We start from the raw sequence: 18742 nt of genomic DNA, 5'->3' as shown, positions 1-18742 counted from the left end.
AAAGATGTCCGACTTGCGCCGTGCGGACAGCCGCGCACCCGATGTCGCCGCGGCGCTCACGCGTTCGTCCGGTCTCACCCTTTGTGCCTGGAGCCTTGTGTATGCACGAATCAGCGATCATCACCAACGCAGACGGCGATCAGCTCGCGGCGCGCCGCGAACTGTTCGACCTGATGCAGACCTATCCTGCGACGCGCGAGGAACTGGAACGCTCGCTCGGCCTGTTCGTGCGCGGCTCGCTCCTCGCGCGCATCCTGGCGACGTTCGAGGTGTACCAGCGGATCGTGCCGCTGCCGGGCGCGATCCTCGATATGGGCACGTGGCGCGGCCAGACCGCCGTGCTGTGCGAGAACTTCCGCGCGATTCTCGAGCCGCTGAACTTCCAGCGCCGCATTCACGCGTTCGATACGTTCACGGGCTACACGGGCTTTGCCGAGAACGACGCGCGCGACCGCAAGCTGTTCTCCGACGGCACCTACTCGCTGTCCGGCGAGTACGCCGACCTGCTGCGCAAGCTGCTGAACCTGCACGAGCGCAACAACGCGATGGGGCACGTGCATGACAAGCACCGCGTGTGGGAAGGCGACTGCCGCGACACGCTGGCGGCGTTCGACGAAGCGCATCCCGGCGAGATGGTCGCGCTCGCGTGGTTCGACTTGAACGTGATCGAGCCGACCCGGCACGCGTTCGACGCGGTGATGGAGCGGCTGGTGCCCGGCGGCGTCGTCGCGTTCTGGCAGCTCACCCGCGGCGGCCAGTTGCCGGCGGAAGGCATCCATTACCTGCGCGACCTGCTCGGCAATCGTCCGCACCAGATCCACAAGGCGGCGGCGTATCCGTCGCTCTGCTACCTGTCGTTCCCCGAAGGCGGAGGCGCACGCAAATGAAAATCGCAATTCTCGGCAACGGCATCCTCGGCCTGATGGCGGCCCGCGCATGGCAGCAGGCCGACCCGGGCGTCGAGCTCGTCATCGTCGGCCACGCGCATCGGCCCGGCTCGGCGACGCGCGCGGCGGCGGCGATGCTCAACTCCTTCACCGAGCTGGAAGGCGACTCGCTCGGCACGCCGATCGACCGCTTCAAGTTCGAGCTGAGCCGCGCCGCGACGGCGGCCTGGCCCGCCGTGTTCGCCGAGATCTGCACGCCGGAGCGCGCGGTCGCGCACGGCTTCGGCACCTTCGTGCTGAACAACGCGGCGACCGACGCGCTCGACGACGAGAACTTCGCGGCCGTGCAGCGGTTCTGCCGTGAATTCGAGGAGCCCTGCGAGGCGGTCGATCCGTCAGGCATCCCGAACTATCATCCGGACCCGCGCTATCGCGCGCTGAAGGCGGTCTTCCTGAAGCGCGAAGGCTGGGTCAATCCGAAGCAGTTTCTCGACGCGCTGACGGCATCCGTCGCGCAAGCCGGCAACGCGCGCTTCATCGACGCCGAAGTCGAGCGGCTCGACACCGCCGCCGGACGCGTCGTCGCGGCGCGGCTGTCCGACGGCAGCGTGCTCGCGGCGGACCGCTTCATCCTCAGCAACGGCGCCAACCTGACGCGCGTGCTGCAGGCGAGCCTGCCCGACCTGCCGGTGCAGCGGATGTTCTACGGCATCGGCATGTCCGTCGAGCTGCAAAGCTCGGAGAACGTGCACACGCACTGCGTGCGCACGACCAACCGCGGCCTCGCGTGCGGCGTGTATTCGGCGCCGCACGGGCCGGACCGCACGCTGGTCGGCGCCAGCAACTACATCAGCCCGGTGCCGCACGAGCATGGCCACGCCGGCAGCGCGTACACGCTGCTCAAGTCCGCGATGGACCAGATCAACACCCGCTTCTCGCGCGCGAACCTGGTCAACGTCAACGTCGGCTGGCGGCCGACGACGTCCGACCTGTATCCGCTGTTCGGCGAAACCAGCGTGCGGGACCTGTGGATTCTCGGCGGGACCAAGCGCGACGGCTTCCACCTGTCGCCGGTGCTGTGCCGCGACCTCGTCGCGGCGATGCGCGGCGAGCCGATCGACCCGCGCTACGCGGAACTCGCGCCCGAGCGTCCGCTGATCCGCAACATGACGCGCGAGGCCGCGATCGCGAAGACGGTGCGCCATCAGATCAATGCGGCCTACCAGCACGATTTCGAGCCGGCGCGAAACCGCATGGTCGAACAGCTCCAGAACGCGATGCGCGCGGACCTGGAGGCGCTGCACGACAAGCTGGGCGCAACGGCGTGGGGCATTCCGCCCGAGCTCGTCGACATGTACCGGTACGGCCACATTCCGGCATGAGCGTCACGCACATGAACCGCGACGCGAAGCGGGTGGCGATCGTCCAGTCCAACTACATTCCGTGGAAGGGCTATTTCGACCTGATCGCCGCCTGCGACGAGTTCATCCTCTACGACGACGCGCAGTACACGCGCCGCGACTGGCGCAACCGCAACCAGATCAAGACGCCGCAGGGCGTGCAATGGCTGAGCGTGCCGGTGAAGGTGAAGGGCAAGTATCACCAGTCGATCCGCGAGACGGAGCTCGACGGCGCCGAATGGGCGCCGCTGCACTGGAAGCGCCTGCAGCAGAACTACGCGCGCGCGCCGCACTTCGGCCGCTATGCGGACGAACTCGAAGCGCTGTACCTCGGCCGCACGTACGGGATGCTGAGCGAGCTGAATCTCGCGATGCTGACGTGGATCCTCAGGCAGCTGGAGATCGACACGCGCGTGTCGTCGTCTTCGGACTACGAACTGCACGGCGACCGCACCGAGAAGCTGCTGAACCTGTGCGTGCAGGCAGGCGCGACCGAGTACCTGTCGGGCCCGGCCGCGCGCAGCTACCTGGACGAGAACCTGTTCGCCGACGCCGGGGTGGCGGTGCGCTGGTTCGACTACCCGGCCTATCCCGAGTATCCGCAGCAGTGGGGCGACTTCGTCCACGGCGTGACGGTGCTCGACGTGCTGTTCAACTGCGGTCCCGACGCGCGCCGTTACGCGCTGACCTCGAAAGCGTGAGGCGATCTCCATGAGCGAATCCCCGCATGCCGGCCTGCTGCAGGAAGTGGCCGCGTACTACAGCGCACGGCTGGCGGAACACGGCGCCACCGCGCGCGGCGTGGACTGGAACGGCGAAACCGGCCAGTTCCTGCGCTTCGAGCAGCTGACCAGGATCCTGCCCGCGGCCGGCGGCCACTCGCTGAACGACATCGGCTGCGGCTACGGCGCGCTGGTCGACTTCCTGAAGGCGCGCGCGTTGCCGGACGGCTTCACCTATGCGGGCAACGACATCTCGTCCGACATGGTCGACGCCGCGCGGCAGCGCTACCGCGACGACGCGAACGTCGCGTTTCACGTCGGCGCGACGCCGCAGGCCGAGTCGGACTACGGGATCGCGTCCGGCATCTTCAACGTCAGGCGCGGTCACGGCGACGACGCGTGGCTCGACTACATCCACGCGACGCTCGACACGCTGCACGCGACGAGCCGCCGCGGCTTCGCGTTCAACTGCCTGACGTCGTATTCCGATCCGCCGTTCATGCGCCCGGACCTCCTGTACTACGCCGATCCGTGCGCGCTGTTCGATCGCTGCAAGCGCCGCTATTCGCGCCACGTCGCGCTGCTGCACGACTACGGCCTGTACGAATTCACGATCCTCGTCCGCAAGGACGTCTGAGCGGCGCCGCGCACGCCGCGCGGCCGAGCGTCCCACCCCTTACCACGGAGCCTGACCATGTTCGGCCCACCCAATCTCGACAGCATTCCGTTCGGCCGTCCGTTCGTGGTCGGCAAGGAGCTCTACTACATCGCGAAAGCGGTCGAGCAGGGCGGCCTCGCCGGCGACCAGGCGTTCACGAAGCTCTGCCACCGCTGGCTGGAACAGCGCATCGGCTGCCAGCGCGCGCTGCTCACGCACTCGTGCACGGCCGCGCTCGAGATGGCCGCGATCCTCGCCGACGTGCAGCCCGGCGACGAAGTGATCATGCCGTCCTACACGTTCGTGTCGACCGCCAACGCGTTCGTGCTGCGCGGCGCGACGCCGGTGTTCGTCGACATCCGCCGCGACACGCTGAACCTCGACGAGACGCTCGTCGCCGCCGCGATCACCGAGCGCACGCGCGCGATCGTGCCGGTGCACTACGCGGGCGTCGCGTGCGACATGGACGTGATCGGGCAACTCGCGGCGGATCACGGCCTGTGGGTAATCGAGGACGCCGCGCAGGCGCTCCAGTCGACGTGGAACGGCAAGCCGCTCGGCAGCCTCGGCCACCTCGCGTGCCTCAGCTTCCACGAGACCAAGAACGTGATTTCAGGCGAGGGCGGTGCGCTGCTGGTCAACGACCCGCGCCTCGTCGAGCGCGCGGAGATCATCCGCGAGAAGGGCACCAACCGCAGCCAGTTCTTCCGCGGGCAGGTCGACAAGTACACGTGGGTCGACGTCGGCTCGTCGTTCCTGCCGGGCGAGCTGATCGCAGCGTTCCTGTACGCGCAGTTCGAACACGCGGACGTGATCACCGCGCAGCGGCGCGCGACCGTGCAGCGCTACCAGGACGCGCTGCAGCCGCTGCACGCCGACGGGCTGGTCGAGCTGCCCGCGATTTCGCTCGCCGAGCGCGGCAACGGCCACATGTTCTACTTCCTCGCGCGCGACCTCGCCGAGCGCACCGCGCTGCTGCAGCAGATCCGCGCGGTGGGCGTGAACGCCGTGTTCCATTACGTGCCGCTGCACAGTTCGCCGGCCGGCCAGCGCTACGGGCGCTGCGGGTCCGGGATGCCGGTGACGGACCTCGTCGCCGACCGGCTCGTCCGTCTGCCGCTGTACCACGACATGACCGAAGCCGAACAGGACCGCATCCTCGACGTGGTCTTCGATTTCTACCGCACCCGATAACGATGACGATTCCGACTTCCGGCCCGACGCGCCACGGGTCGCGCATCTTTGCGCGGCTCGACCATCCGTACTACGTGTACGCGCCGAATTTCCGGCAGACGTCCGGCGGGGTCCGCGCGATGCACTACCTGTGCCACGTGCTGAACCTGCTCGGGCACGAAGCGTATGTCACCACGCCGGTCGTGCATCCGGACCTGCGCACGCCGCAGGTGACCAACGACATCGCGCAGGCGCACGCCAACGCGAATCGCAGCCCGATCGCCGTCTACCCGGAAATCGTCTCCGACAATCCGTTCAACGCGCGCTGCGTCGCGCGCTACCTGCTTGCCGAACCCGGCCGCATCGAGGGCAATGCGATCGACCTGCAGCCGAGCGACCTCGTGTTCACGTTCGGGCCGACGCTGGTGCCCGCGGGATGGCAGGCGGACCTGCTGCGCATGCCGCTGGTCGACACGCGCATCTTCAACAGCGACGGCGTCGACGACGCGCGCCGCAGCGGCACGGCCGTCTTCATCAACCGGCATCTGGTACGCGGCGGCAGCCTGCATCCGGTCACCGCCGATTCGATCGAGATCTCGAACCGCGTGCCGGCACGCTCGGCGCACGAGCTCGCGGCGCTGTTCCGCCAGGTCGAGTGCGTCTACCTGTACGAGTGGTCGACCGCCGCGTTCGAGGCGCTGCTGTGCGGCTGTCCGGTCGTGTGCATCGTGAACGACGCGTCGATGCCGAAGGCCGAGCGCTGGGTGATGGAAGGCAAGGGCATCGCGTGGAGCCTCGACGAAGCGGAGATCGCCCGCGCGAAGGCCACCGTTCACGAAGCGCGCGACGTCTACCTGCAGGAAGAGGAGACGTTCTGGCGGCAATTGCAGACGTTCATCGACAAGACCCAGGCCCGCGCGGACGAACTGGACGCGCAGGCCGTCGCGGCCGGCGCCGCCGGCTGCCAGGCGGCCTCGGCACGCAAGCGCATCGCGGTCGTGATGGCCGAACCGTCCGCGCACGCGCGCGCCAGCTTGCGCTTCGTGCAGCCGTTCGCGCTGCTGGATCGTGAATGGGAACTGAGCTTTCCGGTCACGCACGCCGGCATCGATGGGGACTCGCTGCAGCGCGCCGACCTGATCGTGCTGCAGGGCGACACGCCGGGCCTGCTGTCCGCGGCTACGCTGGAACAGCTGTTCGCGCTCGGCAAGCCGGTCATCCACGAGATCGACGCGCCGCTCGATACGCTGCTCGCCGGCACGCCCGGGGCCGCCGACAACGCGCGCCGCAACGCGAACCTCCGCTACGCCGCGCAGCACGCGCATGCGCTCGTCGTGCCGTCGGAGGCGCTGGCGCGGCAGTACCGGGAGGTCAACGCGTCGGTCCACGTGCTGCCGGCCGATATCGATGTCGAGCGGCTGTACCGCGCGGCGCCCGGCGCTCGCGACCACGTGAACCTCGCGGTGTCCGGCGCCGGGCTCGACGGCGCCCGTCTCGAACAGGTCCGGCTGGCGCTGGCCGAGCTGCGCCGCCGGTATCCGGGCAAGCTCCGCGTGTCGTTCGTCGGGCCGGCGCTGCCGGCCGGCTGGGACGGCGATCCGGATGTCACGCTGATCGCCTCGAACGCGCCCTATGACGCCTATGCGGACCAGTTGAAGCACGCCGGCCTCGACCTCGCGCTGGTCGCGTCGCCGCTCGCGCTGCGCGACGACGATCCGCCGCGCGCATGGCTCGAATACTCGGCGGCCGGCGCGGCCACGGTGCTCGTCGCCGCGCACGCGGAAGGCAGCGCGATCGTCCACGGCCGTACCGGCTGGCTCGCCGCCGACGCCGCCGACGCGTGGGTCGGCGCGATTGCGCACCTGATCGAGCATCCGCAGGCGCGCGCGCAACTCGCCGCGGCCGCGCAGGACGCGATCCGCGCGCGGCACGACGTCAGCCGCAACGCCGCGCGCCACGGCGCGCTGTATGCGCGGCTGCTGGAGCAGAACCGCGCGCCGGCGCCCGTCGTCGCGCGCGCGGACGCCGCGCCGCGCCGCAAGCGGCTCGTCGTGTACTCGGTCGAGCCGCCCGAAAGCGCGTCGGCGCGCGTTCGCCTCGTGCAGCCGTTCGACCGGCTGCGCGACGAATGGGAGCTCGTCTGGGGCATTCGCGACGGCCGGATCGACAGCAGCGTGCTGGCCGGCGCCGACGCCGTCCTGCTGCACCGGATGACGCCCGGCGTGATGACGGACGAAGGCGTGCGGGCCATCTTCGGCCTCAACAAGCCGGTGATCTACGAGACCGACGACCTGCTGACCGACCTGCCGGCCGCGCATCCGCTCGCCGCGCAGGGCGCGATGGCCCGCGCGGGGATCGAGTTCACGCTGCGCAACGCGGATGCCGTGATCGTGTCGACGCCGTTCGCCGCGAGCCGCTACCGGCTGTCGAACCCGCGCATCCACGTGCTGCCCGACAGCGTGGACTTCGTCCGGTTCTACCGCCCCGTGGCGACGCGCAGCGACGATTGCGTGACGATCGGCATCGCCGGCGCGTCGCTGCGCGCCGACAACTTCGCGCTCGTCGACGCGGCGCTGCAGGCGATCTGTGCGCGCCATCCCGGCAAGGTCAAGGTGTGCTTCGCCGGCCCGGACGCACCCGCCGGCTGGGCCGCGCATCCGGCGGCCACGTTCGAGCCCGCGCTGCATGACTACGACGCGTATGCGCAACGCCTGCCGCAACAGCGCTGGGACATCGCGCTGATGCCGCTCGCCGACGACGACTACCACGCCGGCAAGAGCACGATCCGCTGGCAGGAATATGCGGCGGCCGGCATCGCCACGATCGTCAGCGACCGGCCCGCCTATCGCTTCGCGCTGAACGACGGCTGCGACGGCCTGCTGGTCGCGGATGCGCGCGAGGCCTGGATCGACGCGCTCGACCGGCTGATCGCGAACCCGGCGCTGCGCCGCGGGCTCGCGCGCACCGCGCAGGCGAAGGTCCGCAAGCACCACGCGCTGCAGCAGGCGCTGCCGCACTATCGCCACGTGTATCAGCAGTGCATCGACAAGGGCGTCAGCGGCGGCCAGCCCGGCCGCCCGGATGCGCCGATTCCCGGCGTGCTGATCCTCGACGCCGACGGCGATCTCGACAAGGTCAGGCAGAGCCTGCACGAAGTCGCCAAGCGGCCGGAACAGGATCTGCTGGCGGTCGTGGTGACCACGTCGCAAGCGCCGTTGCCCGAGTGGACCGACAAGGTGCGCTATTTGGGCACGCCCGCGCACGAGTACGCGGCCACCGTCGAGCAGCTCTGCGCGCTGCCGGCGTTCGACTGGACGCTGATCGTCGAGGCGGGTGACGGGGACGTGGCGCACGCGGATGCGGATGCGATGACGGCGTAGGGCCCGCTCACGGCAATCCGTCAGGACGCCGCCGGCGCTACGCCCTGGCAGCGGCCCCGCATTCGCCGTCGAGTCCGAGCCGCGCACGCGCGCTCGCGAGCGCGCACTCGATCCGCTCAATCGTCGAGCGCGTCGCGGCGCTGTCCGGGCTCGCCCGCTGCATAAGCCGCAGCCACGTCAGGCGTCGCGCAAGCATCGGCATCGCCAGCGCTTGCACGACCAGTCGCTGATCCCGGTCGGCCGCGTCGAAGCGCAGGCACGCGTCGGCGAGCGTCTCCACGGTGAGATCGGCATTGGTCAGGCACGAGAAGAGGTTCATCGGGCAGGCAACCGTCCCCGTCACGGCGAACGGCGTTCGAAAGAGGCGCGCCGGATCGCGCGCGGCTTCGGGCGGCTTGCGCGCGCGGCGGCACGAAATCCGCGCCCCGCGCGCCGGCCGGCTTCGCGCGGCCGCATCCGGCCGCGTGCTGCAGCGCGGGCGGCGTCAGAACGTCTCCCACACCGCGCCGTCTGCCGTCGAGACCGCCGTCGCCAGCTTCAGCGGCCTGGGTGCGGCGTGCGCGATCGCGGCAGCCGCCGGCGCGCGCGCCGGGGCACGCGCATCCGAGACGCTGAATACGGCCATCGCGTCCTTCAGGCTGCCCGCCTGATCCTCGAGCGAGCGCGCCGCGGCGGCCGCCTGCTCGACGAGCGCCGCATTCTGCTGCGTGACGTCGTCCATCTGCACGACCGCCTGATTGACCTGCTCGATGCCGCGGCTCTGCTCCTGCGACGCGGCGGCGATTTCGGCGACGATGTCGGACACCTGCTTGATCGCCAGCTTCACCTGCGCCATCGTCGCGCCGACGTCGGTCGCCTGTTTCGCGCCGTCGCGGATCATCGCGACCGACGACGCGATCAGCTCCTTGATCTCCTTCGCGGCCGCGGCCGAGCGCTGCGCGAGATTGCGCACCTCGGTCGCGACGACCGCGAAGCCCCGCCCCTGCTCGCCGGCGCGCGCCGCCTCGACGGCGGCATTGAGCGCGAGGATGTTGGTCTGGAACGCGATCGACTCGATCACGCCCGTGATGTCGGAAATCTGGCTCGAACTGGCGCTGATCTCCTCAATCGTGCCGACCATGCCGAGCACCGCGTCATTGCCGGCGTCGGCGATTCCCGACGCGCGCGTCGCCAGCGCGTTCGCCTGCTGCGCGTTGTCCGCATTGTGCTTCACCGTTTCCGCGAGCTCGGTCATGCTCGCCGCGGTCTGCTCGAGCGACGCGGCCTGCGCTTCAGTGCGTGCCGACAGGTCCGCGTTGCCGCTAGCGATCTGGTGCGCGGCGATCGTCACCGATTCCGCATTGCGCTTGATGCCCCGCACCGTGTCGCCGAGCTGCCGATCCATCACGGCCAGCGCGTCAAGCAGACGGCCGAATTCGTCGTGCGAATCGACGACGATCCCGTTCTCGAGCCGGCCGGCCGCAATCTCGCCGGCGACCCGCACCGCGCGATCGAGCGGCCGCGTGATCTGCCGCAGCAGGTAGGCCGATACGCCGATGGCAACCAGTACGCCGACGCCGACGAGCGCGATCGCGGTATAGAAGATCCGCGTGAACGTCGCGGCGCTGTCCTCCGCGAACGCCTTCGCCTGGACGATGTTCAGCGCGATGTTGTCGTCGATCGCGCGCCGCAGCGCGTCGGCAGTCGGCGCCAGCCGGTCGAGGGCCGCGCCGGGCGCGTCGCTGCCGCTTTCCAGCATCGCGAGCGCGTCGTCCGTCCCGGCCCGGAAGCCGGGCAGCAAGTCCCGCATCCGCTCGGCGATCCGGCGCTCGCCGTCGCTCGTGACCGCGTCCGGGAAATAGCGGGCCCATGTTGCGTCGAGCCGCGCCTGCTCGGCGCGCACCGTCGCGACGCCCGCCCTGGTCCGCGCCGGGTCGCGATCGAGCTGCAGCTGGCGCAATTTCAGCAGGATGCCGAACTCGGCGGCGCGGATTTCTGACAGTTCGCTGATCGGTACCGTATTGCCGGAATACGCATTGGCGACATTCGAATTGAGGCGGGCAAGGCCGTTGATTCCGAATACGCCGATCGCCGCCATCAGGACGACGCAGGCAACGAATGCGAGAACGACCTTGAATTTGATGCTGTGCGTGAAGTACTTCATTTCAAGCCTCATCGTAAAAGTACGAATCAATGCAAATTTGAATTTCCTCTTATGCATTCGTCGTTTACGGAGGTATTTCGAATTTCTTTAATCCATTTATTTACGTATCGCGTGAAATTATTTTTTATTATCTCAATATAATTTGTCGAGGCACTTTTTCAGCACGGATGAGTCATCTAACTAATTAATTTCGATGCGTAATTCAATCGATTTCATCTTGGTATCGCATGGCGTCATCGGCCACCGCTTTTATCTCAAATTAAAAAAAACCGAGCGCGGCCGGCCGCGCTCGAAACGCGTTCAGTTGCTCGAGCAGCCGCCGCAACTGCTCGAGCTGCACGAGCTCGACGATCCGCAGGAGCTCGAACCGCTGCTGTCCCCGGCATCAGAGTCGGACGAACCGCTCGACCCGCCGGTTTTCGCGGCGACAACGGGCGGCGGCGCCATCAGCGCACCCAAGTGCTCCGCCCAAATGGTGCCCGCGAGCGCACCGGCGCCGAACAGCGCGGCCGTCCACAGCAGCCCGTCCGGGGTTGCGCGGTCGCCCTGGCGTTCGTTCCGTTGCGCGTCGAGCGCCGCCTGGCCGCCGCTCGTCACGCCGCCGCGCCCGAAGCCGGGCAGGCGCCCGGCCAGGAAGTGGTATGCCGCCGTGAACGCCGCCATGAAGATCATCAGCAGCAACACCGGCCGGCCGCGGCTCAGGCCGATCGCGAGTTTCGCCGCCCCCGCGCCGAGCACGAGCAGCAGGATTGCGCGCGCGGCCATCCGCGTCGTGCGCATTTCGCCCGGCGCCCAGAGCCAGCCTTTCCGGTGCAACGCATCGGCGTAGCCGGCTTCGCGCCACGCGAGACGCTCGCGAAACGCGTGGTAGCTCGTCTCGCCGCCGAGCTGCTTCCTCAGCCATTCCCAGTCGGCGCCATACGCGCCCGCGTGTTGCGGATCGGCGATCCGCACCCGCGCGCCGTTGGCCTGGTGCACCAGCTCGATCGCGCCGGCATGCGCGAGCGACAGCGTCGCGACCTGCGCCACCCGTGAGCCGCCGCCCGCGAGATAGGCCGCTTCCTCCGCACTCAGGTCCGGCGACGATTCGCGGGCCCGCGTTCCCCACGCGCGGAACCGGTACTCGATCCACTGCAGGCCGGCGATCAGCAGCAGCGCGGCGATGCAGAGCGGCACGTAGAACGCGAGAAATTCCGGCCCCGAGAAGTCCAGCACGTTGAAGTCGCTCGCGGACGCGCAGGTCGCCGCGACGCTGATCGCCGCCGCCGGCCACGCGAACTTCGCGACGCGCCGCCAGCCTTGCGTGCGCTTGGCGCGCTCACACGACGGGCCGATGCGCTGCGCCGGGATGTCGGCGGGCCCGGCCGCGGGACGCGGCCAGATCACCGCGGGCGGCTCGCAGCCGAACAGCCGCCGGTAGCTGTCGAGCGTCTGCCGGTAGTGCTGTTCGTACTTCGCGGCCTCGCCGGGCGCGCCCGCGCCCGGCACGTGGTGCAGCGGCGCGCGCAGCACGTCGGCGCAGAACACGTCCCAGTATTCGCGCGTGTATTGCAGATGCAGGTGCCATGCGGCGTCGACCGCGTGCGACGGCGTGACCGGATGGCCGGCCGCCTGCGCGAGGAATGCGAAGCGCTTGTATTCGTCGATCACGGCCAGCGCATGCTCGTAAGGCCAGTGCTCCGCTTCGGCGAGACGGCGGCTGTACGGCAGCGGTGCATCGGGCGCGTCGGGCGCATAGGCCTGCAGGCGCGCGAGCAGCGCGCGCTGCGGTTCGGTCAGCGCATCCGCATCGGCTGCTGCTGTGGCGACGGACGTCGGGAATGGAACCATCGGAGGTCGGCGCGATGCGCGGACGGCCGTCGCGATCGACGCATGCTGTTGTCGTTGCGGGGGATTCTCGCATGACGGCGCGGCGCGCGGCACGCGCTGTGCGTCGGCAAGCCTGCCGTAGAATTTCAGGCCTTTCCCCCATCCCGCGCGAGGAGACGACATTGCGGACGAAACAGAAGATCCTGGTCAGCATGTGCGTGCTCGGCCAACCGGTCCGCTACAACGGGTCGGCCAAGACGGCCGCGCATCAGGCGCTGGACCAATGGCGCCGCGAAGGACGTCTCGTGCCGATCTGTCCTGAGCTGTCGGGAGGATTCGGCGTGCCGCGGCCGCCGGCCGAAATCGCCGACGGCGAATCCGGGCAGCGGGTGCTGGCGGGCGTCGCCCGCATCGTCGACGCGACCGGCGCGGACGTCACGGCGCCCTTCATCGCCGGTGCGCAGGCCGCGCTGGCGCTGGCGCGCGCGCATGACTGCGGTTTCGCGCTGCTGGCCGACGGCAGCCCGTCATGCGGCAGCAGCTTCATCTACGACGGCAGCTTCGCGGGCAACCGACATGCGGGCGCGGGCGTCACCGCCGCGCTGCTGCGGCAGCACGGCATCGAGGTGTTCGCGGATACGGAGATCGACGCGCTGCGCGCGCGGCTGGCGCAGCAGGGGTGAGCGGCGCAGCAACCCCTGCCTTCGGAGTTTTACCTACGCCTCCCCCACCCTTGCCCATCAAGGCCCCGCGCCCCGCGCCCACCGCAAAACCAAGGCTGCACAAGGTCACTCAAGGCCCCGCCAGTTCATCCAAGCTGCAATCCAGCTGCATAGCCCCGCACCGCGCCCTTTCCTGAAGCGTAAGACGCCCCGCCCGCCCCGGCACGCGCCGCGCTGCGTGCCCGGGCGGACGACGCACGCCGTTCGTTGAGCCGCGCCGCACGAAGTTCGAACATGTGAGCCATCTTCACTGACTCACGGTTCGACATCCGGCCATGCCAAGCAACTCGACATCGACATTCTTCCGCGTCGGATCGCAACCCGCGGCCCGCGACGGTCGCGGCATCCGGGCTCGAGGGAGCCGGCCATGATCGTGCGCGCGCTGCAAGGCGACACGGTCGACGCGCTGTGCTGGCGGCACTACGGCCGCACCGACGGCACCGTCGAAACCGTGCTCGAGGCCAACACCGGTCTCGCCGATCTCGGCGTCGTGCTGCCGGCCGGCACGCCCGTCTACCTGCCGCCGCTCGACACGGTGTCGAGCACGAAGCCCTTGCTGCAACTGTTTGACTGACCCTGGAACGCCGCCATGGCCGAACCGAACACCACCACCGCCGCGGTGCTGTCGACCGCGATCGGACTCGCCGGCCTCGCGCCCGGCATCGACGGCAACGCGCTGATCGGCGCGTTCACCGGCGCGGCGCTCGTCGTCGTCACGTCGAAGGAGATCGGCGTCGCGCGGCGCGCGGCCTACCTGCTGATCTCGCTCGTGATGGGCTATCTCGCCGCGCCGGAAATCGTCAGCGCCACGCCGATCCATTCGACCGGCGTCGCCGCGTTCTTCGCGGCCGCGCTCGTGATCGCCGTCACGCTGCAGCTCATCGAGCGGGTCAAGACCCTGGACCTGCTGTCGCTCTTCCGCAAAGGTGGATGACATGCACATCCCGCTCGCGCTGATCGCCCTCGCCGCGCATCTCGCCGCGCTCGTGCGCGTGCTCGCCTACCGGCGCAACGGCGCGCGCCACCGCCGTCATGTGTCGTGGGTCGCGTGGGCCCTCGTCGTGGTGACGGGCGGCGCGTCGATCGAGCTGCTGCTGCATGCCGCATCCGTCGGCTTCTTCGAAGCGGCCACAGCGGTCTTGCTGGCGATGTTCGTGTACGGCGCGCGCGGCAACGTCGCGCGCCTTCTGCGGAGAGAATGAACCATGAAAACCCGCCGCCTCGGCGACCACGGCGACGACGTCGGCCTGCTGCAACGCCGCCTGATCCGCGCAGGTTATGCGGTGCAGGTGACGCACGTCTATGACGCGGCCACCGAAGCCGCCGTCATCGCGCTGCAACGGAAAACCGGCCTCGTCGACGACGGCATCGCCGGCCCCAAGACCTATGCCGCGCTCGCCACCGGCCAGCGCGATCCGAAACACCTGGCGCTGGCCGACCTCGAGCGCGCCGCGCGCACGCTCGACGTGCCGCTCGCCTGCGTGCGCGCGGTCAACGAAGTCGAATCGCGCGGCGCCGGCTTCCTGCCCGACGGCCGGCCGGTCATCCTGTTCGAGCGGCACATCTTCTGGAAGCGGCTGCAGGCGCGCGGCATCGATCCCGCGCCGTTCGCGGCCAGGCAGCCGGACATCGTGTCACAAACGCGCGGCGGCTATCGCGGCGGCACCGCGGAATACACGCGCCTCGCCGCGGCCGAAGTGATCGACGCCCGCGCGGCGTGGGAGTCCGCGAGCTGGGGCGCGTTCCAGGTGATGGGCTATCACTGGCAACGCCTCGGCTATGACGGCATCGACGACTTCGTCGCGCGCATGGAAAGCAGCGAAGCGGAACACCTCGACGCGTTCGTGCGGTTCGTCGCCGCCGACGCCAGGCTGCTCGCCGCGTTGCGCGCCCGCGACTGGGCCGCGTTCGCGCGCGGCTACAACGGGCCCGATTACGCGGCGAACCTCTACGACGTCAAGCTCGCTCGCGCCTACGACCGGTATGCGTCGCAGCCCATTGCGCCGGCCGGATCCGCCGACGCCGCGGCGGCGGCATGAGCGAGCTCGCCGCCAAATTCGCCGCCGGGGTTGTCGTGCTTGCCGCGTGCGCGGCCGCCGCGCTGTACGTGCGCGAACTGCACGCCGACCTGGCGGCCGCCCGGCAGCAACTCGCCGACGCGCGGCAGGGCCTGTCCGATCGTGACGGCGCGATCCGGCGTCTGCAGCAGGACGCCGCCGACCGCGCCAACCAGCAAGCGCGGCTCGACCGCACGCAGAACGCGATCGCGTCGAAGCTCGACGCCGTTCGACTTGAAAACCGGAGATTGATCGATGAAAACGCCGCGCTTCGCGCCTGGGCCGACACTCGTTTGCCTGACGATGTTGTCCGCCTGCAAGCCAATCCCGCTCTCGCCGGCGCCGACGATTACGTCGGACGCCTGCCAGACGGTGAGCCCGTGCACGCTGCCGGCGCTCGCGCCGCGCACCAACGGTGAGCTCGATGCGGCGCTCACGACCGCCAAGGCGGCATGGGCGACGTGCGCAGCCAAGGTCGACATGATCGCGACGTGCCAGGCCAGATCGCAGCCGGCCGTCGACAACGTGGAGCATCCGCATGAATAAGCCAGACAGCCTGCGGCGCGCGCTCGTCGCCGCGGTTCCCGCGCTCGGGGCCGACCCGGGCAAGCTGACCGTGCTCGTCGAGCACGGTTCGCTCGCCGCGACCGGCACCCTGACGCCGTCGTTCGAATACCGGTACATGGCCCACGTGCTCGCCACGAATTTCACCGGCGACGCGGACCCCGTGTTCGTCGCGCTGGTCGAATGGGTGCGCGCGAACCAGCCGGACCTCGTGACAAACCCCGCCGTGCGCGCCGACGGCATCACCTTCGAGACGAGCGTCCGCGATGCGGCGACGGTCGACCTGTCGATCAAGCTCGCGCTGACGGAAAGCGTCGTCGTCACGACCGGGCCGGACGGCAAGCAGGTGATCACGCACGTCGACGACACGCAGGTCGATCCGGCGAATACGCTGACGTGGGTCGCGCTGCCGCAGCGAGGTGCCGCATGACGGCCGCCGCGCTCATCGACCTATCGAGCCTGCCCGCCCCCGACGCGCTCGAGGCGCTCGATTTCGAAACGCTGTACGCACGCCGGAAAGCCGCGCTGGTCGCGCTCTGGCCCGCTGACGAACGGCCCGAGATCGCGGCGACGGTCGCGCTCGAATCCGAGCCGCTCGCACGCTTGCTGCAGGAAAACTGCTATCGCGAGCTCGTGCTGCGCCAGCGCGTCAACGACGCCGTGCGGGCCGTGATGCTCGCGTTCGCGAAAGGCAGCGACCTCGACCAGCGCGCGGCGCTGTTCGGGATCGAACGGCTCGTCGTCACGCCCGCCGACCTTCCCAACGACATCCCGGCCGTCTACGAGGACGACGAAGCGTTGCGCCGTCGTGTCCAGCTCGCGCCGCAGGGCTTCAGCGTGGCCGGCCCGGCTGCCGCGTACGAATCGAAGGCGCTCGCCGTCGACGGCCGCGTGCTCGATGCGAAGGCCACGCGCCCGCAGCCGGGCGACGTGCTCGTCACGCTGCTGTCGCGCGACGGCGACGGCACGGCCGACGCCGCGCTCTGCCGCGCGGTCGAGTCCGCGCTGTCGGCCGAGGATCAACGGCCGCTGAACGACACCGTCCTCGCGCGCCCGGCCGAGATCGTCCGCTACCGGATCCGCGCGAAGGGCTATACGCGCTCGCCGGTCGGCGCCGACGTGCTGATCGCGCAGGCGACGAAGAACGCCCGCGCGTATGCCGACAAGGTGCGCCGCCTCGGCGTCGGCGTCGCGGAATCGGCGATCAAGGGTGTCTGCCAGGCCGCCGGCCTGTCGAAGACCGAGCTGATCGAGCCGGCCGGCGACCTCGCGATCGGCCCGACGCAGGCGTCTTACTGCGTCGACGTCGTCATCGAATACGGCGGCATCTATGAGTGACCTGCTGCCGCCGAACGCGACGCCGCTCGAGCGGCGCGCCGCGCGCGCGCTGGCCGCTGCCGAGGGCCTGCCGGTTCCGATTCGCGATTACTGGAGCCCGGATCGCTGCGCGTCGGCGCTGTTGCCGTATCTCGCTGCCGAAGTGTCGATCGACGGTTGGGAGCTCGCCGAGTCCGACGATGCGCGCCGCGCGCTCGTCCGGAGCGCGATCCGGCTGCACCAGAAGCGCGGCACGCCGTGGGCGGTGCGTGAAGTGATCCGCCGCCTCGGCTTCGGCGAGGTGACGATCGTCGAGGGCCGGCGCGTGCGCCGGCGCGACGGGTCGGCCACCTACAACGGCGACCACGTGCACGGCCACGAATCGGCGTGGGCGGAATACATCGTCAAGCTGTCGCGGCCGATCACGCGCGACCAGGCGGACAACCTGAAGGCGGTGCTCGAGCGCTACGCGCCGCGACGCTCGATGCTGGTGTCGCTCGACTACCGCGAAGCACCGATTCGCTACAACGGCTTCGCGCATCGCGACGGCCAGTACAACAGAGGGAGTATCAAGTCATGACTGACCTGGTTGAAAGCTCGACCTGGACACCCGGCATCCGCCAGTTCGAAACGTCCGATCCGGTTGAAGGCGGGCCGGACGGGATCGATAACGTGCCGCTGCGGCAACTCGCGAATCGCACGCGTTTCCTGAAGGACAGGCAGGAAGCGCACGAGGGCGCCGTCGATCCGTATCCGCAATACGCGACGAAGGCGGATCTCGCGCAGAAGGTCGCGGCGCTCGTCGATCAGTCGCCGGAGGCGCTCAATACGCTCAGGGAGCTGGCGAACGCGCTCGGCAACGATCCGGGTTTTGCGACGACGATGACGAATGCGCTTGCGCAGAAGGCGCCGATCGAGTCGCCGGTGTTCAAGGGGACGCCGAAGGCGCCGACGCCGGCGCAGTTCGACAGCAGCGACAAGATGGCGCCGACGGCGTTTGTGCAGCAGTCGCTCGGCAACATGCGCGGCAGCTACGTCACGAGGACCAGCGGGACATTGGGGGCGGCACAGGCGGGCATGCAGGTGTACGTCCTGGCACCCGGCACGACCCAGACGATCAACTTCGCGGAGCTGAAAGACGGCGTGCGGATGACCGTCTATGCCAACTACACCACCGCAGGACAGACGACGCTGGCGATCAACGGCTCGGCGAAGTTTGTCGCCGTGACAAGGATGATGGACCCGACCGTCACGCTGAATCCCGGTGACGCGATTTCGTTCGTCGTCGACTCGGACAACATCAACATCGAAGTGACGACGTGGCGGCATCCATGCGCGGAAAGCGCGACGCGGCAATGAAAGCAACCGACTGGCTCGTATCGCGCCACCAGGACGAAAAGCTGATCGGCAACGGCACGACGCTTTCGGCCGCGCAATTCTCGACGCTCATCAAATACCGTCAGGCGCTGCGCGATCTCAGCGACGCGGACGGCTGGCCTTACGTCGCTCTTCCGCCGGCACCGGACTTCGTGACCGGGACTGCCTGATCACCCTTCCCCACCGGCCAACCCGGCGTCGACTGCACGCCGCCGGATCCGCATCACCTGGTCGATCGTCGTCGGCCTCATCTGCACGGCCGACGACGACGCCCCCGCACTCCCGTCCCGCACACCGGCTCTTCTGACCAACGCCGGCGCCGCAAAACTTCGCTCGCGAGCTTGACGCACCTCGCCATCACCTGCCACTTCAGGTCGATGCGCCAAGGCTGAAACTCCACGTTCCGCGAACGCCTCTCCCATGCATTGACCCTGGCCTGTCGCGCGAATCCTCCAGAACATCGGATCCGCGCGCTCCAGTGTCTTGCTCCACACAACGATTCCACGAAACGTCAGCCCGGCCGCGAACACGGC

At 69.3% G+C, this 18742-nt stretch carries 21 protein-coding genes; 18 read left to right on the top strand and 3 right to left on the bottom strand.

Going from position 1 to position 18742, the window contains the following annotated elements:
• Window positions 1-101: 101 nt before the first annotated feature.
• From B7P44_RS01005 to B7P44_RS00980, 6 genes are read left to right on the top strand one after another with little or no spacing between them, the layout of a single operon-like run.
• On the top strand, window positions 102-887 hold the full coding sequence (locus B7P44_RS01005) for a TylF/MycF/NovP-related O-methyltransferase (protein WP_084899681.1): 786 nt from the start codon (window positions 102-104) through the stop codon (window positions 885-887).
• Window positions 884-2269, top strand: coding sequence for an NAD(P)/FAD-dependent oxidoreductase (locus tag B7P44_RS01000; protein ID WP_084899678.1), 1386 nt, complete (start codon window positions 884-886; stop codon window positions 2267-2269). The genes B7P44_RS01005 and B7P44_RS01000 overlap by 4 nt, the downstream gene beginning before the upstream one ends.
• Complete coding sequence (locus tag B7P44_RS00995; protein WP_088511395.1) at window positions 2266-2988, top strand: WbqC family protein; 723 nt, start codon at window positions 2266-2268, stop codon at window positions 2986-2988. Before B7P44_RS01000 ends, B7P44_RS00995 begins: the two co-directional genes overlap by 4 nt.
• A gap of 10 nt (window positions 2989-2998) precedes the next feature.
• Window positions 2999-3646, top strand: coding sequence for a class I SAM-dependent methyltransferase (locus B7P44_RS00990; protein ID WP_084899676.1), 648 nt, complete (start codon window positions 2999-3001; stop codon window positions 3644-3646).
• 57 nt (window positions 3647-3703) lie between these two features.
• On the top strand, window positions 3704-4861 hold the full coding sequence (gene rffA, locus B7P44_RS00985) for a dTDP-4-amino-4,6-dideoxygalactose transaminase (RefSeq protein ID WP_084899673.1): 1158 nt from the start codon (window positions 3704-3706) through the stop codon (window positions 4859-4861).
• Window positions 4862-4863: 2 nt separating this feature from the next.
• Window positions 4864-8220, top strand: coding sequence for a glycosyltransferase family protein (locus B7P44_RS00980; RefSeq protein WP_084899671.1), 3357 nt, complete (start codon window positions 4864-4866; stop codon window positions 8218-8220).
• 37 nt (window positions 8221-8257) lie between these two features.
• Here B7P44_RS00980 and B7P44_RS00975 read toward each other — a convergent pair whose 3' ends face one another.
• The 3 genes from B7P44_RS00975 to B7P44_RS00965 all read right to left on the bottom strand — a co-directional run bounded on the left by B7P44_RS00975 (window position 8258) and on the right by B7P44_RS00965 (window position 12193).
• The gene (locus tag B7P44_RS00975; RefSeq protein WP_084899668.1) at window positions 8258-8539 is read right to left on the bottom strand and encodes a hypothetical protein; all 282 of its coding nucleotides are present in this window, start codon (window positions 8537-8539) and stop codon (window positions 8258-8260) included.
• A gap of 165 nt (window positions 8540-8704) precedes the next feature.
• On the bottom strand, window positions 8705-10363 hold the full coding sequence (locus B7P44_RS00970; protein ID WP_084899667.1) for a methyl-accepting chemotaxis protein: 1659 nt from the start codon (window positions 10361-10363) through the stop codon (window positions 8705-8707).
• A gap of 300 nt (window positions 10364-10663) precedes the next feature.
• On the bottom strand, window positions 10664-12193 hold the full coding sequence (locus B7P44_RS00965; protein WP_084899665.1) for a TIGR04222 domain-containing membrane protein: 1530 nt from the start codon (window positions 12191-12193) through the stop codon (window positions 10664-10666).
• A 191-nt stretch (window positions 12194-12384) separates the two neighbouring features.
• On the opposite strand from B7P44_RS00965, the gene B7P44_RS00960 reads away from it, so the two are divergent.
• The 12 genes from B7P44_RS00960 to B7P44_RS00900 all read left to right on the top strand — a co-directional run bounded on the left by B7P44_RS00960 (window position 12385) and on the right by B7P44_RS00900 (window position 18379).
• Window positions 12385-12855 (top strand): 2-thiouracil desulfurase family protein, encoded by a 471-nt coding sequence (locus B7P44_RS00960; RefSeq protein ID WP_084906324.1) that lies wholly within the window; start codon window positions 12385-12387, stop codon window positions 12853-12855.
• A 406-nt stretch (window positions 12856-13261) separates the two neighbouring features.
• The gene (locus tag B7P44_RS00950) at window positions 13262-13468 is read left to right on the top strand and encodes a tail protein X (RefSeq protein WP_010095858.1); all 207 of its coding nucleotides are present in this window, start codon (window positions 13262-13264) and stop codon (window positions 13466-13468) included.
• A gap of 15 nt (window positions 13469-13483) precedes the next feature.
• Window positions 13484-13828, top strand: coding sequence for a putative holin (locus B7P44_RS00945; protein ID WP_059609396.1), 345 nt, complete (start codon window positions 13484-13486; stop codon window positions 13826-13828).
• Window position 13829: 1 nt separating this feature from the next.
• Window positions 13830-14096, top strand: a complete 267-nt coding sequence (locus tag B7P44_RS00940) for a phage holin family protein (RefSeq protein WP_084899664.1) — start codon at window positions 13830-13832, stop codon at window positions 14094-14096.
• 3 nt (window positions 14097-14099) lie between these two features.
• Entirely contained in the window at window positions 14100-14933 is an 834-nt protein-coding gene (locus B7P44_RS00935; RefSeq protein WP_084899662.1) for an N-acetylmuramidase domain-containing protein, read from the top strand.
• The gene (gene lysB / locus B7P44_RS00930) at window positions 14930-15370 is read left to right on the top strand and encodes an Rz-like lysis system protein LysB (RefSeq protein WP_084899659.1); all 441 of its coding nucleotides are present in this window, start codon (window positions 14930-14932) and stop codon (window positions 15368-15370) included. The genes B7P44_RS00935 and lysB overlap by 4 nt, the downstream gene beginning before the upstream one ends.
• The gene (gene lysC, locus B7P44_RS37415; protein WP_231716638.1) at window positions 15255-15497 is read left to right on the top strand and encodes an Rz1-like lysis system protein LysC; all 243 of its coding nucleotides are present in this window, start codon (window positions 15255-15257) and stop codon (window positions 15495-15497) included. The genes lysB and lysC overlap by 116 nt, the downstream gene beginning before the upstream one ends.
• On the top strand, window positions 15490-15945 hold the full coding sequence (locus B7P44_RS00920; protein WP_084899654.1) for a phage tail protein: 456 nt from the start codon (window positions 15490-15492) through the stop codon (window positions 15943-15945). Before lysC ends, B7P44_RS00920 begins: the two co-directional genes overlap by 8 nt.
• Window positions 15942-16853 carry a baseplate J/gp47 family protein gene (locus tag B7P44_RS00915; protein ID WP_084899651.1) on the top strand — a complete coding sequence of 304 codons (912 nt, stop codon included), beginning with the start codon at window positions 15942-15944 and terminating at the stop codon, window positions 16851-16853. The genes B7P44_RS00920 and B7P44_RS00915 overlap by 4 nt, the downstream gene beginning before the upstream one ends.
• On the top strand, window positions 16846-17412 hold the full coding sequence (locus B7P44_RS00910; protein ID WP_084899649.1) for a phage tail protein I: 567 nt from the start codon (window positions 16846-16848) through the stop codon (window positions 17410-17412). Before B7P44_RS00915 ends, B7P44_RS00910 begins: the two co-directional genes overlap by 8 nt.
• On the top strand, window positions 17409-18191 hold the full coding sequence (locus tag B7P44_RS37880) for a hypothetical protein (protein WP_084899647.1): 783 nt from the start codon (window positions 17409-17411) through the stop codon (window positions 18189-18191). Before B7P44_RS00910 ends, B7P44_RS37880 begins: the two co-directional genes overlap by 4 nt.
• Entirely contained in the window at window positions 18164-18379 is a 216-nt protein-coding gene (locus tag B7P44_RS00900) for a phage tail assembly chaperone (protein WP_088511394.1), read from the top strand. Before B7P44_RS37880 ends, B7P44_RS00900 begins: the two co-directional genes overlap by 28 nt.
• The last annotated feature ends 363 nt before the right edge of the window (window positions 18380-18742 follow it).

Source organism: Burkholderia ubonensis subsp. mesacidophila (assembly GCF_002097715.1).
Taxonomy (GTDB): Bacteria; Pseudomonadota; Gammaproteobacteria; order Burkholderiales; family Burkholderiaceae; genus Burkholderia; species Burkholderia mesacidophila.
The sequence above is the reverse complement of the archived record's forward strand: the minus strand, read 5'-3'. Positions and strand labels throughout refer to the sequence as shown.